Origin of the sequence: Lapillicoccus sp., from assembly GCF_039935575.1 — a bacterium.
Classification (GTDB): Bacteria; Actinomycetota; Actinomycetes; order Actinomycetales; family Dermatophilaceae; genus Lapillicoccus.
Genome location: NZ_JBDTKA010000016.1, coordinates 1 through 15,499 on the forward strand (window position 1 = coordinate 1; position 15,499 = coordinate 15,499).

Sequence of the window (15,499 nt, forward strand, 5' to 3'; positions counted from 1 at the left end):
GCGGCGATGATCACCATGAGCAGCACCTGCCCGCTGGGGTCGGGGGCGAGAAACCACCAGAAGCCGGCCGCGGCGAGGATCAGCCCGTTGATCATCAGCTCGAGGCCCATCATCACCATGACGACCACCTGCTGGGAGATGGCCCCGTAGAGCCCGATGCTGAACAGGGCTGCGGCGACCAGCAGCACGGCCGGCAGGGTCATCGGCCGATTCCCCCGGGCTGCGGGTCGTCGGGGGCGCCGCGGAGGTCGTCGCCGAACCGGTCGTAGCGGGTGCGTTTGGCGGCGATGACGATGCCGGCCACGATGGTGGCGACCATGACCGGGCTGACCGCGGTCATGACGAGCATCTTCGAACCCATCAGGGCCTCGCCCAGTGCCCGTGTCGTGTCGGCTGCTGGGGCGCCACGCCGGGCCGGCCAGGGGATCAGCAGGGCTCCGGCGGCGAGGCTGAGGAACATGGCGCTGGCCGCGGCGAGGGCCTGGCGTTTGTCGTGCACCATGCTCATCGGCATCAACGCCGGGTTCATCCCCATGAACATGACCATGTAGACCGCCATCACGGCCATCTCCATGACCATCATCAAGATGACGATGACGCCGACGTAGTCCTGGTGCAGCAGTAGTACCTGCACTCCGACGGCGACGAACGACAGGGCCAGGGCGTAGGTGGCCCGGGCCATCGAGTCGACCACGAACACGGCGGCGCCCATGACGACTGCGACCACGGTCATCACCCAGAACAGGATGTCGACGAACACCGCTCAACCCCTCCGCACTGCGACGACAGAGACGACGGAGACGATGAGCACCTGCACAAGGGCGGCCGGCAGCAGGACCAGCCAGCCGACCTCCATGAACAGGTCGGGGCGCAACACCGGAAGGCGGCGGCGCAGCAGCACCAGGCCGGCCAGCACCACCAGGGTCTTGACCAGCACCCACAGCCAGCCCGGTAGCAGCGGGCCGGCCCCGCCGCCGAGGAACATCGGCACGGCGAAGGCGGCCCCGGCGGCGAGCAGCGCATAGCGGCCGGCGAGGAACAGCAGCCGGTCGAGGCCCGACAGCTCGGCTGCGACTCCGCCGGCGATGTCGGGGCCGACGGCCGCCGACAAGGGGCCCCACACAGAGAAGCCGAGCACCCCGATGACGTAGACGACGAACGCGACCGGCATCCAGACCACGAACCACAAGCCCTGCTGGGCGGCGGCGACGTCGCCGACCCGCAGGCTGTGCGCGGCGATCGGCGGGGCGACGAGGGCGAACATCAGGGGCAGCTCGTAGCCGAGGGCCTGGGCCAGGAACCGGTACCCGCCGACCAGCCCGTGGACGGAGTTCGGGCCCCACCCGGCCAGCCAGACCAGCGCCCACACGCAGACGTCCATGGCGTTGAACCAGACCACCCCAACCGGCGGGTCAAAGACGGTCCACGACCCGAGCGGTACGACGATCACCATCAGGGCCGCGATGACCAGCAGGCCGCCCGTAGCGGACCGCCACAGCGGGGTGTCGGCCTCAACCGTCATGCGGCGGCGCTGCCGCATCAGGCGGGCCACCTCCCGCATCGGCCGACCCAGCTGGCCGGCTCCCCTCGTACTGCCTCCGGCCCGGCTCGTGGCGGCGCTGTCGACGGCCGCGGCGAACCAGGCCAGGGCGAACACGATGACGCCGGCCAGCACGGCCCAGCCGGCCGGAACGAGGGTGAGGGGCGAGGCTACCGTCGCTGAGGTGACCGGGTCAGGCACCGTGGAAGCCCTCCGGGTCATGGCCGGCATGCACCGGCTGAGAGCCGGTGTCGATGGCGAGGCTGGCCACGACGAGCCGAGCGGTCGCCAGGTCGAGACCGACGACCAGCCGCTCGGCCACGGCCAGCAGCTCGGGCCAGGGCAGCTCTGGCCGGTCCGTGCCGGCGAGGTCGGACCTGGCGTCGTCGATCAGCTTCAGAAGGCGGTCGTAGACGTCACCTCGAGGGGCCCAGGATGTGGTGGGGGGGTCATCGATGCGGCGGAGGTCTCCGATGCCGCGCAGCGACCAGCGCAGCAGCCGGGCCCGCCGCACCCGACGTTCCAGCCCGTCGATCAGACGGGAGCCGTCCGGGCCGTCCGGGTCGTCGATCAGCGTGTCTCGAACACGTACGGCGGCCGACTGGCCATCGGCCCAACCGGCGAGCGCGAGCAGGCTGGCCAGCTGGTCACACCGCAGGGCGGCACGCTCGGCTGGACCGGGCCGGACCGAGGTGTGCTGCTCGCTGTCTAGAAGGTCCGCGTCCACAGCGTTGGCCTCGGCCGCGATCAGGACGTCTCCTTGCAGGGTGGCGTGCAGCACCACACCGGCGGGCCAGTAGGGCAGCACCGGGCCCAGAGGGAGATGGAGAACGTCCATCTCCAGGCTGTCGCGGTCGTCGCCACCCTCGGCGAGGGGAATGCCGCTGGGTGCCATCGCCATGTCCATGTCGCCCATGTCCATGTCGCCCATGTCGTCGTCGCCCTCCATGTGACTCTCGTCGTCGTCGTCGTCGTCGTCATCCAGGCTCTTCGGGTCGAAGCGAGGTCGGTCACGCGCGTCGCGGGACTGGGTTTCGGTGTCGAGTAGTTCGGCCGCCACCGCGTCGAGGGCCGCCCGTACGGCTGCCGGGTCGGTGTGGTCGGCCACGACGGTCCGTGACCGCGGGCCGGGCAGCTGCTCCCAGACCGCCTCGACCCGCTGCGACAACCCGGGCCCGGGCGTCCCGGCGACGGCGACCGCGTCGGCGTCGGCCGCGGAGCTGGCCAGCCGCCAGCCGCGGCGGCCGATCTCGCGCTCGATCGCCACCCGGGTGCGCCACGCCCCGGGTGCCTGCACAACAAGAACGTGAGTGGCGTCGACGGCGAGGGTGGTCACCCGGTGCCTCAGACCCATCGCAGTGCCCCTTCGCGCCAGGCCCAGACGACGGCGAGCAGCAGCGCCCCGAGGAAGAGGAACATCTCGAGGACCGCTGACGCGCCGATGTCGGCCACGACGACCGCCCACGGGTACATGAACAGCATCTCGACATCGAACGCGAGGAAGACAAGGGTGGCCAGGTACCACCTGACGTGGTACCTCGACAGGGCATGCTCCTGGGGGCGCCAGCCGGACTGGAACGGCAACGCGAGCAGCGGCGCGGGCGATACGGCGCTCATCCGGTGCAGTCCCCACAGGCCGGTGAGGCTGAGTGCTGCGACGGCGATGACCACGACTGGGGCGAGGTACACGGTGTCAGCTCCAAACCTGGGGGAAAAACGGGCGAGGGCTCCGATGGGTCAGAGCCCTACGTTCGGGCGGCTGTCCTGCAGGGCTTGCAGGGCTTGCAGGGTCTGCCGGTTTACCGGGTGGGGTCGAACGAGCGCAGTCGCAGGCTGTTGCTGACGACGAACACGGAGCTGAACGCCATGGCTGCACCCGCGATCAGGGGGCTCAGCAACCCCAGCGCCGCCAACGGGAGGGCCGCCACGTTGTAGGCGAAAGCCCAGAACAGGTTGCCCTTGATGGTGGCCAGGGTCGCCCGGGCGAGGCGGATGGCGTCGGGGGCGGCCCGCAGGTCACCGGTCACCAGGGTCAGGTCGGATGCCTCGATGGCGACATCGGTTCCGGTGCCCATGGCCAGTCCGAGGTCAGCCTGGGCCAAGGCGGCCGCGTCGTTCACGCCGTCACCGACCATCGCGACGATCGACCCGTTGCCCTGCAGCCGCTTGATCACGGCGACCTTCTCATGCGGCAGCACCTCGGCGATGACGTCTTCAGGCCCGATTCCGACCTGTTCGGCGACGGCCCTGGCCGCGCCGGCGTTGTCACCGGTGAGTAGCACAGGCCGCAGCCCGAGCCGCCGTAGTTGTGCAATCGCCTCGGTCGAGCTCTCCTTGATGGTGTCGGCCACGACGACGACCGCCCGGATCACACCGTCCCACGCAACCCAGACCGGTGTCTGACCGCGCTGCTCGGCGGCATCCGCCACCGGCCCCAACCGCTGGGGGACTTCCAGGGCGCCTTGGGCAGTGAGCCAGGTGAGGCGGCCGGCGAGGGTGGCGTGGCCGGCCACGACGCCGGAGACGCCTCGGCCGCCGTGGCCCACGAAGTCGGACACGGGCTGCGCCGGGCTGCCGTTGCGGTTGGCGTGCTCGGCGATCGCGCGGGCGATGGGATGTTCGGAGGCGTGCTCGAGGGAGCCGGCGAGATCCAGAACCTGTTTGAGGTCGGTCGCTGGCATACCAGGGTCGTCATCCACCTCGACGGTGACGACGCCCATCCGCCCGGTCGTGACGGTCCCGGTCTTGTCCAGAACCACGGTGTCGACCGCGCGGGTCGACTCGAGCACCTGCGGTCCCTTGATGAGGATGCCGAGCTGGGCTCCTCGACCGGTGCCCACCAGCAGCGCCGTCGGCGTGGCCAGACCAAGGGCGCACGGGCACGCGATGATCAGCACGGCGACCGCTGCGGTGAACGAGGCGGTGGCGGAGTGGCCGGTCAACAGCCAGGCCGACAAGGTGATGACGGACAGGGCGATGACGACCGGCACGAAGACCGAAGAGACCCGGTCGGCCAGCCGCTGTACCGGCGCCTTACCGTTCTGCGCATCTTCGACGAGGCGGGCCATCTGGGCGAGCTGGGTGTCGGCGCCGACCCGGGTGGCGCGAACGACCAGACGGCCGCCGGCGTTCACCGTCGCGCCCACCACCGCATCACCAGGCCCCACCTCGACCGGCACCGACTCTCCTGTCAGCATCGATGCGTCCACCGCTGAGGAGCCCGACTCCACGGTGCCATCGGTGGCGATCTTCTCCCCGGGGCGCACCACGAACCGCTGCCCGAGACTCAAGGCCGCTGCCGGCATCCGCCGCTCGACCTCGCCGTCAGGGCCGCCCTCGAGGACCGCGACGTCCTTGGCGCCCATGTCGAGCAGGGCCCTCAGGGCTGCACCGGAGGTGCGTTTGGCTCGGGCCTCGAAGTAGCGTCCAGCGACGATGAACGTGGTCACCGCCGACGCGACCTCCAGGTAGAGATGTGCCGCGTCCCCGCTGGCTGAGCTGGGCATCAGCTCGAACGGCATCCGCATGCCCGTCGTGCCAGCGGAGGTGAAGAACAGCGCCCACACCGACCACGTGTATGCGGCGGCGACCCCCACCGAGATGAGGGTGTCCATGGTGACCGCGCCGTGGCGCAGGTTCGTCCATGCTGCCCGGTGGAAGGGGAAGGCGCCCCACACCACCACCGGGGAGGCCAACGCGAACGCCAGCCACTGCCAGTTGTCGAACTGCAGCGCCGGGATCATCGACAGGGCGACGACCGGCACGGTCAGTACCGCGGAGACGACCAGTCGCTGGCGCCACGCATCCGCTTCCGAGTCCGTTGCGTCTGGCTGCGCCGTGCCGTCAGCGCCCGCCACTGCACCCTCAGCGGTCGCCGAGGACGGTGGGGCGGGCACGACAGCGGCGTAGCCGGTCGCCTCGACGGTGGCGATCAAGAGGGCTACGTCGACCCCGTCGGGCGCGGTGACTCGGGCCTTCTCGGTGGCGTAGTTCACGCTGGCCCGCACGCCGTCGAGCCTGTTCAGCTTCTTCTCGATGCGGTTGGCGCAAGAGGCACACGTCATGCCGCCGATCTCGAGGTCGATATCGCGGGTCTGCTGCTCTAACCGTTCGTCGTGAAGGCTCATCGCCGGTGTCTTTCCCGCCCCGTCAGGGGCGTATCTCGGGTTCGCGGCTCAGCTGTCAGCGAGGTGGTAGTCGCCGGCCTCATCCAATGCGGTGGCGACATCGACCTCGGGAAGGGGGACGTCGCTGATCACGGTGACGGTCGAGGTTCCTCCGGCGATCAGGTCAACCGAGACGTTGTGCACCCCTGGCAGGGCCGAGATCTCGTTCGTGACGGCGCTGACGCAATGACCGCAGGTCATCCCCGATACTTCGTAGCTGTGCGTGTTCTGATCGCTCATCGTGTTCCCTTGGATTCGGTGCGGAAAGGTCGTGGGGCTGATGTCAACGCGGGCTCAGGCTCGCATCCACCGGCTGATAGCCGCGGACGCCTGAGCTGGGAGTCTTTTCGTCTAAACGTGGGCAGGCGCCGGGTGGTCCTGTTCGTCTTCGCGCAGGCACCCTCCTCCGTCATCCACCAACTACCATACCCCATACCCCCATAGGGTATCTGAGCGTCAGCCGAGGCGTCCGCCCCGGTTGAGCCCTACGCGTCGAGCTTCACCGACCGGACACCGCGTTGACCCGGACCGGCTGGCACAGGGTTGGCTGTGGTCGGTTCCGCCCTGGTCAGTTGCCGGTCGGCGTGGGGTTGCCGGTTCCACCGGTGCAGGCGGCGCCGGGTTCCGGGGTCTGTGGTCCCTGGCGATAGGCGTTGACGAACGCGTCGAGACGCGGGTCGTCTGCGCCGTTCAGCACGAGCTGCTTGCCCCAGGCGGAGGCCACCACGGGTGCTTGGAGACCCGGGAACGGGGAGAGCACGGCATACGTCGACGGCAGCGTCTTCCGCAGTGCGGCCACTTGCGGTGCGGGCAGGTCAGGTCGGTACGTCACCCATACCGCGCCGTGCTCCAAGGAGTGCACGGCGTTCTCGTTGGCCACGGGCGCGCCATAGGCTCCGCAGTTGAGCCAGATCGGGGAGTGCTGACCACCGACCGGCGGCGACTGCGGGTACCTGACCGGGGTGTCCACGTGTCCCTGGACGACGGTGAAGCTCGAGACGGCGGAAAGGTCGGGCTGGTCACCCCGCGCTCGGACGACCACCACCGCGACGGCGAGGGCGATCGCCACCACCACGGCCGTGAACGACGCCCACCGGGTGACCAACCGGCGACGTGTTCGAGACCGTTCCTTGGCCTGCATCTCTGCGACCAGCTGACGCCGGTCGCCCTTGGCGTTGTCGCTTCCTCGCGCTGAAGGCTTACCTGCCATGACCTATTACTCCTCACGTGCTAATGGTGCCGACGGCCTTTCCCACTCAATCGCCTCACCGCCGGCAGCGTTCGAGAGCGGTTGGTTACGGGCCCGGGGACCTTTGGTCGTGACCAGCTGGCCCCGAGCCCGTCAGCGTCAACTGGTGATGGTGGGAAGGAGCTGCTGCATGACGGTGATCTCCTTCTGCTGGGCGTCGATGATCCGCTGCGCCAACGTCTTCGCGTCAGCGTTCTTCCCGTCTCGCAGCTCGACACCGGACATCTCGACCGCACCTTGGTGGTGAGCGACCATCATCTGCAGCCACATCCGGTCGAACGCGGCGCCGGAGGAGGCCGACAGCTGCTGCATCTGCGCGTCGGTCATCATCCCGCCCATGCCGGCGTCGCCCATCTTGGACATGTCGTGACCGCCGCTGGTCGGGGCGGGCTGCCCCCACCCGGTGAGCCACCCGGTCATGGTCTGGATCTCCGGGCCCTGAGCGGCCTGGATCTGTGCGGCCAACGACGTCACCTTCGGGTTTACAGCCGACTTCTGCGCCATCTGCGCCATCTGTACGGCCTGCTGGTGGTGCGGGATCATGCCGGTAGCGAAGCCGACGTCAGCGGCGTTGTGTTCCCCGGAGGCAGCATCCGCGTTGGGGCTGGCGCCGGGGGTGGTCGCGCCAGTGGCCCCCGCCGTCGTTCCTGATGTCCCGGCCAGGTTCCGGTCGGTGGCACCAGGAGGTGTGCTGGCGTTCCCGCACGCGGCCAGAGCGATGGTGGTGAGTACGCCGACCGAGGCGGTCAAGGCGTGGCGAGTCATACGGTTCATGTCGTGGTCCGTTCTGTTCGTTGTCAAAGCTGAAAGAAGCAACTGGCGTGAGAAGCCGGCGCCCACCCGACGAGGGGTGAGGCGCGGGCGGGTTCTCACGTTCGGCAGATGCACAGCTCCGACAACGAGGGTGCTCGACAGCTCGGCGGGCCGCGGACCAGTCCCGTGAACGCACGCCGACCGGCCCCACCGAATCTGTACAAGATGCCGGAAATCCGACGCGACCTACGCAGCACCCACACCAGCAGGCACAACACGGCAAGACACATCGCCAGGCCGTCGTGACCGCCCGTCATCTCATGTAGGGGTGCTGCGGAGCCGGCGCATTGCGGGCAGCCCCACGCCTCGAGGTCGACTACCTGATGGTCGGCGGTCAGCGTTCCCGCTGCGATCAATCCGGATACGGCATGGGCCGTTGCGGCCTGGTCAGGCCTCGCTTCGCCTACCGCTGCAAGGACCTCATGGGAGATGCCCGCGACCATGGTGGGGCCAGGGACATGACCGAGAGAGTGGCCCGCCCCGAGGCTATGCATCGCAACGACCCCGCACGACAAAAGCAGGACCAGCGCGAGCAGCTGCCAACTGCGTCGGCCGGGCCGGGCCCGCGGCGCCCGACCCCCTACCGTGCTGGTCATGGTGCCCACTGTAGGCGCGGCGACGGACAACGGCGGGGGTGCGCTCCCTAGCCTCGCCGAACGTGACCGCCACTCCCAAAGCGACGCCCTCGTGGCCAAGTCCGGTCCGGGTCATCGTGCTGTAGGGCCGCTGAGGGAAACGCTGAGGGAAACGCTGAGTCGGGCAGGTCCCGACCAACCTCCTGACAGATAAGTAAAGTTAGGCTAACCTTGGTTGCTCGGGCTGCCGGTAGCCGTGACAAAGGACAGGAGACTCGCGAATGGGGTTGGGTATGACCCTGGTGCTGGGTCTGGTGGCCGGATCGACAATCCTGGTGGGGATGCCGGTCGGTCGGTTGCGTCGGCCCGGGCCGGAGCTAGCGGTTTTCCTCAGCGCCAGCGCCGTCGGGGTGCTGCTGTTTCTGTTATGGGACGTCCTGTCGGCGGCGTGGGCGCCGGTCGACGCCGCCCTGGCGGCCACGCATACCGAGTCGGCGACATTCGCGCCGGTGGCTGGGTACGGGCTGCTGTTTCTCGCCGGCATCTCGGCCGGATTGTTGACCTTGGTGGCCTACGAAGGGTGGATGCGCAAGGTCGTGTCGCGGGCCGCGGGCGAACAAGCGCCTGCACAGGTCCCCGCGGCGCGGGTTGGCGGGCAGGCCTCGGGTTCGTCCGTGGACGAGCAGGCGAGCCAGCCCCATGTCGGTACCGCGGAGGTGAGCCCATCCGGGATTGCGGGGTGGTCGGCGCCGCAGCGGCTCGCGCTGCTGATCGCGGTCGGGATCGGCGCACACAACTTCGCTGAGGGGCTGGCCATCGGCCAGTCCGCCGCGTCTGGCGAGATCACGCTAGCGGTGGTGCTGGTCATCGGGTTCGCCCTGCACAACGCCACCGAGGGGTTCGGGATCGTCGCTCCACTGGCGGGGGATGTCGACGCCGCCGGTGTGCGCCAGATCCCGTCGTGGGGCTTCTTGCTGGCCCTGGCTACCATCGCCGGCGGGCCGACGTTCCTAGGCACGGTGATCGGTCACGCGGTCGTGAACACGGCCGTCTCTGTTGCCTTCCTCTCGCTGGCCGCGGGCAGCATCGTGTATGTCATCGTCCAGCTCATCAACGTCGGGTCGCGCGCCAAGCGGGCAGACTTGATGGCGTACGGGCTGCTGGCTGGTCTGTTCGCCGGATTCGTCACCGACGGGATCCTCGTCGCCGCGGGAGCATGAAGGCGCGCATCAATCAAAGCAGCCTGCGAACTGCACCACGGGGAGGCGTACCGCAGCGTGGCCTTGCGCAGGGTGGCCCACACGCCTGCACCGATCGCCTCCGGATACACCGTGTTGGCATCAACGCATTTACGGCCGTTGCGTCCGCGTCCCTAAATCAACGGTCCTCGGGCAGGAGTAGGGCCCTGAGGAGGACGAAGAAGAGACCGACGCCGGCCACCGCGAGTCCGTGCTTCACGAGCATCCACGCCCCTGGGGCCACCATCGTCAGCTTGCCGTGGCGGGTCTTCGTTGCGGTCGACGAGCTGCATCGCCGAAGGCGTGCATCATCGAGCCGGCGCCTGTATCGGCTACAAGCGGTCGCTGGGCGGGTGCAGGATCGTGCGGCTGCGAGTGAACTCGGCCTCGTCGATCTCCCCGCGGGCGAACCGCTCGGCCAGCACCTGGTCGGGGTGATCCGTGGCCGACTGCCCCCGATCGGACGGCGGGGATGTCCGGGTTCGCCGCACCAGCCACACGCTCAGGGCAATCAACCCGCCCCAGAAGAGCACCATCATCACACTCATCGCCAGCCAGCTACCGGCGCCCCACCCGGTGTTGTTCCACCACATCATTCGAGACTCACCCTCGCGGATCGACTGGCCCGAGACGATCCCGAGCTCCACTGCCAGAGTGCCCCTGCCCGTCGAAGCCTGGTCAGGGTCGAAGGTCCCGGGATCTCGATCTGTGGCGGTCGGTTTCCCCACAACCTCCAGTGCAACGACATCGAGTTTCTGGCTCTGCTGTACCACGGCGAACACGTCACCCGCGCGCAGGACCAGCGACGCGACCTCATCAGTGACCTGCTAGCGGACGGCGCTCGTGGCGGTGAGGTCCGCGAGGAAGTCCCCCCTTGCGAGCCGGCCACCTACCGTGCCTGCACACGCTGACCGCTGCCGGCTCAGGTCAGCTGCGCCGTTCGCTGCACGGTCTGAGTGATCTGGGGGCCGTTGGGCAGGCGATCTGGGTCGAGCAGCCATTGGATGATCAGGCCGTCGAAGGTGGCCATGATCAGGCTCGCGGCGACTTCCGGGTCGGGTGAGGTGTCGTGGTCCGTTTGACTGATGTTGGCCGCGATGCCGTCGCTCAGCGCGGTGCGCAGCGCTTGGAAGTCGGCGGCGAGGGCTGTCCGCAGGGCGGGTGATCGTTCTGCGCGAACCAGGGCTTCGAAGTATGCGATCACCAGGGGGCGGTGGCTGTCCAGGCTTTGCAGCAGCAGGTCGAGCACGGGACCCAGCTGTCCCTGGGTGGGCGCCCAGCCTGGTTGACGGAGCAGGCCGATGATGGGTTCGAACCAGCGTCGCACTCCCTCGGCTAGCGCTTGGTCGAGCAGGTCCTGAGTGGAGGTGAAGTGGTAGCCGATCGCACCGAGGCTTACGCCGGCGCGGCTGGCGATCTCGCGTGCGGTCGTGGCCGCGTAGCCCTTGTCTTGCAGCGCCGTGATCGCAGCCTCCAGCAGCGCTTCCCGGTTACCCATGGCCGAACCATACCAACCATTGCACAAATGTCTTGTACGCTTGTACTATGAGGCGGATCGCAGCTACCCCATCCGATGTTGGGTAGTAGCCGTCGGCAGGGGCCTCGGGTTCGCGGGGGGACGCAGCGGGCGATCAAACCAATGTGGGGTGAGAGGCGGGGATGTCCGAGACAGCTCCGGCGCGGCGGCCGCTGGGCCAGGGACGCAGTCATGTCCTGAGCGTGCAGGGCGTGACCAAGGCGTTCCGCGGGGGGCCGGTGTGGCACCGGCGCAGCGTGCCCGTGTTGAGCGGGGCCAGCCTGTTTGTGGACCAGGGGGAGCTGGTCGGGTTGGTGGGGGAGAACGGGTCGGGCAAGAGCACCCTGATGCAGATCATCGTGGGGATGCTGGCCCGGGACGGCGGCCGGGTGGACCGGCCGGCGCGGCTGGGGTACTGCCCGCAGCTTCCGTTGTTGTGGGACAAGCTCACCGTGGCCGAGCACTTCGAGCTGTTCGCGCAGGCGTACCGCCTGGCCCCGGACGCCGCGAGAGACTCGCGAGACGCGCTGCTGGAGGAGCTGCAGTTCACCAGGTACCTGGGTTACCGGGTGGAGGCCTTGTCGGGTGGGACCCGGCAGAAGCTGAACCTGTCGTTGGCGTTGCTGCATGACCCGCAGCTCCTGCTGCTGGACGAGCCCTACGCGGGGTTCGACTGGGAGACCTATCTGCGGTTCTGGGAGATGGCCGCTCGGCGTCGGAAAGCCGGGATGGCGATCCTGGTGGTCAGTCACCTGCTCGCCGAACGTGACCGGTTGACCCGGGTGTACGAGCTGCGCGCCGGCCGCGCGGACGTGGCATGACCCGCACCGCGGCGTTCGCTCGCGAGCAGCTGCGCGCGCCGTTCACCCTGGTGCTGCTGGTGGGGGTGCCCGCCTTCTTCGTGGCAGCCTCCGCCGGGGTGCTCGGTGACTTCGCCCGCGCGTTGGGGAGTCGTCTGGCGGGTCAGGCTGCAGCGTCGTTGAGCGCAGGGTGGGCGGCCGCGTTCGTGGCCGGGACCATGGGGTTCTTCCAGGCCAGCTCCTCCCGCGGCGCGGACCGCCGGTTGGCGCTGGCCGGCGCGGGACCGGCAAGGGTGGCCGCCTCACGGGTGGCCGCCTCGCTGGTCCTGGCCGTGGTCGCGGCTGCCGCCGGGTTCACCGCGTTGCTGTTGCGGACCGGCCTGGCCCATCCCTGGCATGCCGGCGCCGCGGTGCTGGCTTTCGCCTTGATCTACCTGGGCGTCGGGGTGCTGATCGGATCGGTGATCACCGCACCGCTGGAGGGGTCGTTGGCGGTGGCGTTCGTGTTCCTGCTCGATGTGTTCTCCGGCCCGGGGATGGCCGCGCAGCCCGCCTTCTACGCGATCAGCCGCAAGGCCGCCGATGTGCTGATCGGCGCCGGCCTGGGTTCAGGTTCGCCGGCCTCGGACTGGGTGGAGCTCGCCGGTGTCGTTGCCATCGCGCTGCTGGGCTCGTTCGCCGTGTTCGCCTACAGCGCCCGGAGCCGGGCATGAGCCGGGTCTCCGTCGCGACCAGGCTCGGCTTGGTCGAGCAGACCCGCCGGCCGCTGCTGCTGGTCCTGCTGGTGATCGTGCCGCTGCTGTTCATCACCAAGGCGATAGCCGCGACCCAGCCCCTACCCCGGCAGGTCGGCCTCCCCGGCGGCGTCCGGGTGCTCACCAACATGCGCGACGTGCACGGCGCGGTAATGGCCGCGATCACCGTGGCGTTCCTGGCCGGGCTCTGCGGGGTATTCGTGATGCAGGCGATCCGCCAGGGTGACCGGCGGCTGGTCGTCGCCGGGTTCACCCCCTTCCAGGCCCTGCTGCCGAGGCTGGTGGTCCTCGGCGCTGAGAGCGTCCTGGTCCTGGGCGTCTCCCTCGCGGTGACCGCGTTCAGCTTCCAACCCCGGTCTTGGGCGGCCTTCATCGTCGGGAACCTGCTCACCGGGGCGGTCTACGCGCTGCTAGGCGCCCTGGCCGGGGCGCTCCTGGGAGGGCTCGGGGCCACGTACCTGATCCTGTTCGGGGCGATGCTCGACCTTGGCATCGTGCAGAACCCCATGTTCGGCGTCGGCACCCCACCGGAATGGGCGGTGCTTCTGCCTGGCTACGGCCCCGGCCGTGTCATCGTCGACGCCGCTTTCTCAGAGCGCTTCCACGCCTGGGCTGCTCTGGCGATCAGCCTTGGCTGGACCCTGGCCCTCCTGGTCCTCGTGCTGCTCGTGCTGCATAGGATCGTCGCGACACACAGCGGCGGGCACTGTTCCTGAGCTCCCGCACATGGCAGGCAGCTGGATGCCGCTACGGCGCGGCGACGGTCCAGCCGCGGTGCAACAGCCGTTGTCGACGACCCGGAGCGGCCCAACGCGCGCAGACGTCAACGCGGCCGTGTTCCGAAGGGCCTCTTTATGAGTAGGGGCCGAAAAGTCGCCACTCCCATGAGAACCGGGGCCCTGACATCGTGAGAAGACCTGCAAGCTCCCCGCAGGAGGAAGCCGCTGGAGATGACCAATGCGGCGAGAACCTATAGCTCCTCTGGGTTCTCATTGAACTAGGCAATTTTCTCACGGCCGTGGCGCCTTTTGACGCACGCCACTTTGGAGAGAAGGCGGCAGGTGATGCTCGGGGCACCTCCTGAGTTCGGGCCCGGGCCGCCCCGGGAACCCGGACACAGCACAGCATCTCGGCCTACTGATATCGACCGCTGCCACCCGCTCGATCCGGCTGGACCCGCCTGGGTCGCCTGCGCAGTTGTGTGTTGAAAGCTCTTACTGCTGGGGTTTACGCGGCCGACAGGTCGGGGCCGAAAACCCGCGCACGGGGCGGCAGCGCGCGACTCGGGTACACGAGGACGGCCGTAGCGCGAGGCGATATTTAGGGGTATAACGGGCGCAAATCCACACCGACCCAGCTGCTGCTGGCCGCCGGAAGTGGCGAGGGGGAGGCAGGCTCGATGAAGCGTCTGAGTGCAGTCGTTGCAGCGTTCGTGGCGGTCGCGGGATTGTCGACGGGAGGTGCCGCCGCCGCTTCGGCCGCTGATCCTCCCGGCCCGTCGTGGCCGGGAACGATCGCCGGCGGTGCTGCTGCGACGGCGGCCCCCAACGTCGCTCCGGCCCCGGCAGCGCTTCCATCGGTGACGCGCAGCTCCTACACGAACCCGGTGTCGAAGTCCTTCGCGGACACCTTCGCCGACCCCTCGCTGATCCGGGCGAAGGACGGTTGGTGGTACGCGTACGGCACCTCGGACCCGTTGCGTTCGGGTCAGACCGTCCCTCAGCAAATCCCGATTGCGCGCTCGCACGACCTAGTGAGCTGGACGTACGTCGGGCAGGCGTTCACAACGGCCACTCGACCGAGCTGGGCGGCCTCGGACGCTGCGCTGTGGGCTCCAGACATCCGCTCCGTGGACGGGCAGTACCGGATGTACTACGTCGTCACGCAGACGACGGTGACGCCGGAGCAGAACGACAACGCCATCGGGATGGCTACCGCGCCAACGCCTGCCGGTCCCTGGACCGACAGTGGGGGACCGGTGGTGGGACCCCGCCGCGGTGCTTCCGGAAACCCAGGTGACTTCCTGTGGACCTTTGATCCCAGCGTCGTTACCGACTCTGACGGCAGCCAGTGGATGTTCTACGGCTCGTATTACGGCGGCCTGTTTACCATCCGCCTCAGCGGCAACGGCACGCATACGGTCGGTGACCCGACGCAAGTGGCGATCGATAACAAGTTTGAGGGCGCCTACGTCGTCCGGCGCGGCGGCTACTGGTACCTGTTCGCCTCGACCGCGAACTGCTGCGCCGGCCCGACCACCGGCTACAGCGTCCAGGTCGGTCGCGCGATCCGGCCGGCCGGTCCCTACCTCGACGCGCAGGGTGTCCCGCTGCTTGCATCGCGTGCCGGCGGCACCCCGACGCTCACCCAGAACGGCAACCGGTGGATCGGCACGGGCCACAACGCGATTGCCACCGACCTGGCCGGGCAGGACTGGATCGTCTACCACGCCGTAGACCGCGCCGATCCCTACCTCAACGGCACCGACGGCATACCTCGACGACCGATGCTGATCGACCGGCTGGACTGGGTGGACAGCTGGCCGACGGTCCGTGCTGGCCTCGGCCCGAGCGAGGACACCCAGCCGGGGCCAGCGACCGGTGGCCGTTGGGCCACCGACTTCGCCGGCGGCATCGGCTCCCAGTGGCTGCGTCTTGGCGGCTGGTCCACCGGGCAGGATCCGCAGTCTGGTGAGTATGCCGTCTCCACCGGCCCCGCAGCGCTGCTCACCGCCCCGGCCGGCGGGTCCACGGCCGCGTCCCGGGCCACGGGTGTCCGCGTGGAGGCCGACCTGCGGTCGCCGGGCACGGCATACGGACTGGTCGCCGGCAGCCTTCGCTCGCCGCT

At 69.1% G+C, this 15,499-nt stretch carries 16 protein-coding genes; 5 read left to right on the plus strand and 11 right to left on the minus strand.

The annotated features are described in order from the left end of the window. The 9 genes from ABI385_RS01860 to ABI385_RS01900 form a co-directional block, all read right to left on the minus strand. Positions 1-203, minus strand: a 203-nt coding sequence (locus ABI385_RS01860; protein WP_348102029.1) for an NADH-quinone oxidoreductase subunit K, incomplete at its 3' end; no start/stop codon positions are given. Further along, complete coding sequence (locus tag ABI385_RS01865) at positions 200-760, minus strand: NADH-quinone oxidoreductase subunit J (RefSeq protein ID WP_348102030.1); 561 nt, start codon at positions 758-760, stop codon at positions 200-202. The genes ABI385_RS01860 and ABI385_RS01865, both read right to left, overlap by 4 nt. Positions 761-763: 3 nt before the next feature. Then, a complete protein-coding gene (locus tag ABI385_RS01870) occupies positions 764-1,741 on the minus strand; it encodes an NADH-quinone oxidoreductase subunit H (protein ID WP_348102031.1) in 978 nt (325 codons plus the stop codon). Beyond that, complete coding sequence (locus ABI385_RS01875; protein ID WP_348102032.1) at positions 1,734-2,894, minus strand: hypothetical protein; 1,161 nt, start codon at positions 2,892-2,894, stop codon at positions 1,734-1,736. The genes ABI385_RS01870 and ABI385_RS01875 overlap by 8 nt, the downstream gene beginning before the upstream one ends. Then, the gene (locus ABI385_RS01880; protein ID WP_348102033.1) at positions 2,885-3,229 is read right to left on the minus strand and encodes an NADH-quinone oxidoreductase subunit A; all 345 of its coding nucleotides are present in this window, start codon (positions 3,227-3,229) and stop codon (positions 2,885-2,887) included. The genes ABI385_RS01875 and ABI385_RS01880 overlap by 10 nt, the downstream gene beginning before the upstream one ends. Positions 3,230-3,339: 110 nt before the next feature. After that, positions 3,340-5,667 carry a heavy metal translocating P-type ATPase gene (locus ABI385_RS01885; RefSeq protein WP_348102034.1) on the minus strand — a complete coding sequence of 776 codons (2,328 nt, stop codon included), beginning with the start codon at positions 5,665-5,667 and terminating at the stop codon, positions 3,340-3,342. A 48-nt stretch (positions 5,668-5,715) separates the two neighbouring features. Further along, positions 5,716-5,946: a heavy metal-associated domain-containing protein gene (locus ABI385_RS01890; RefSeq protein WP_348102035.1), complete on the minus strand. Its 231-nt coding sequence runs from the start codon at positions 5,944-5,946 to the stop codon at positions 5,716-5,718. A gap of 328 nt (positions 5,947-6,274) precedes the next feature. Then, the gene (locus tag ABI385_RS01895; protein WP_348102036.1) at positions 6,275-6,916 is read right to left on the minus strand and encodes a DUF3105 domain-containing protein; all 642 of its coding nucleotides are present in this window, start codon (positions 6,914-6,916) and stop codon (positions 6,275-6,277) included. Positions 6,917-7,054: 138 nt separating this feature from the next. Beyond that, complete coding sequence (locus tag ABI385_RS01900) at positions 7,055-7,729, minus strand: DUF305 domain-containing protein (protein WP_348102037.1); 675 nt, start codon at positions 7,727-7,729, stop codon at positions 7,055-7,057. 907 nt (positions 7,730-8,636) lie between these two features. Here ABI385_RS01900 and ABI385_RS01905 point away from each other — a divergent pair. Beyond that, positions 8,637-9,563: a ZIP family metal transporter gene (locus ABI385_RS01905; RefSeq protein WP_348102038.1), complete on the plus strand. Its 927-nt coding sequence runs from the start codon at positions 8,637-8,639 to the stop codon at positions 9,561-9,563. Between the two features lie 350 nt (positions 9,564-9,913). On the opposite strand, the gene ABI385_RS01910 is transcribed toward ABI385_RS01905, so the two are convergent. Then, on the minus strand, positions 9,914-10,228 hold the full coding sequence (locus tag ABI385_RS01910) for an SHOCT domain-containing protein (protein ID WP_348102039.1): 315 nt from the start codon (positions 10,226-10,228) through the stop codon (positions 9,914-9,916). Between the two features lie 275 nt (positions 10,229-10,503). After that, the gene (locus ABI385_RS01915; protein WP_348102040.1) at positions 10,504-11,079 is read right to left on the minus strand and encodes a TetR/AcrR family transcriptional regulator; all 576 of its coding nucleotides are present in this window, start codon (positions 11,077-11,079) and stop codon (positions 10,504-10,506) included. Between the two features lie 161 nt (positions 11,080-11,240). Here ABI385_RS01915 and ABI385_RS01920 point away from each other — a divergent pair, with 161 nt between their 5' ends. From ABI385_RS01920 to ABI385_RS01935, 4 genes are all read left to right on the plus strand, one after another. Beyond that, positions 11,241-11,918 (plus strand): ABC transporter ATP-binding protein, encoded by a 678-nt coding sequence (locus ABI385_RS01920; RefSeq protein ID WP_348102041.1) that lies wholly within the window; start codon positions 11,241-11,243, stop codon positions 11,916-11,918. Then, entirely contained in the window at positions 11,915-12,610 is a 696-nt protein-coding gene (locus ABI385_RS01925) for a hypothetical protein (protein WP_348102042.1), read from the plus strand. The genes ABI385_RS01920 and ABI385_RS01925 overlap by 4 nt, the downstream gene beginning before the upstream one ends. Then, positions 12,607-13,368, plus strand: a complete 762-nt coding sequence (locus ABI385_RS01930) for a hypothetical protein (protein ID WP_348102043.1) — start codon at positions 12,607-12,609, stop codon at positions 13,366-13,368. The genes ABI385_RS01925 and ABI385_RS01930 overlap by 4 nt, the downstream gene beginning before the upstream one ends. 683 nt (positions 13,369-14,051) lie before the next feature. Then, positions 14,052-15,499 (plus strand): family 43 glycosylhydrolase (locus ABI385_RS01935; RefSeq protein ID WP_348102044.1); only part of this gene is annotated, 1,448 nt, incomplete at its 3' end.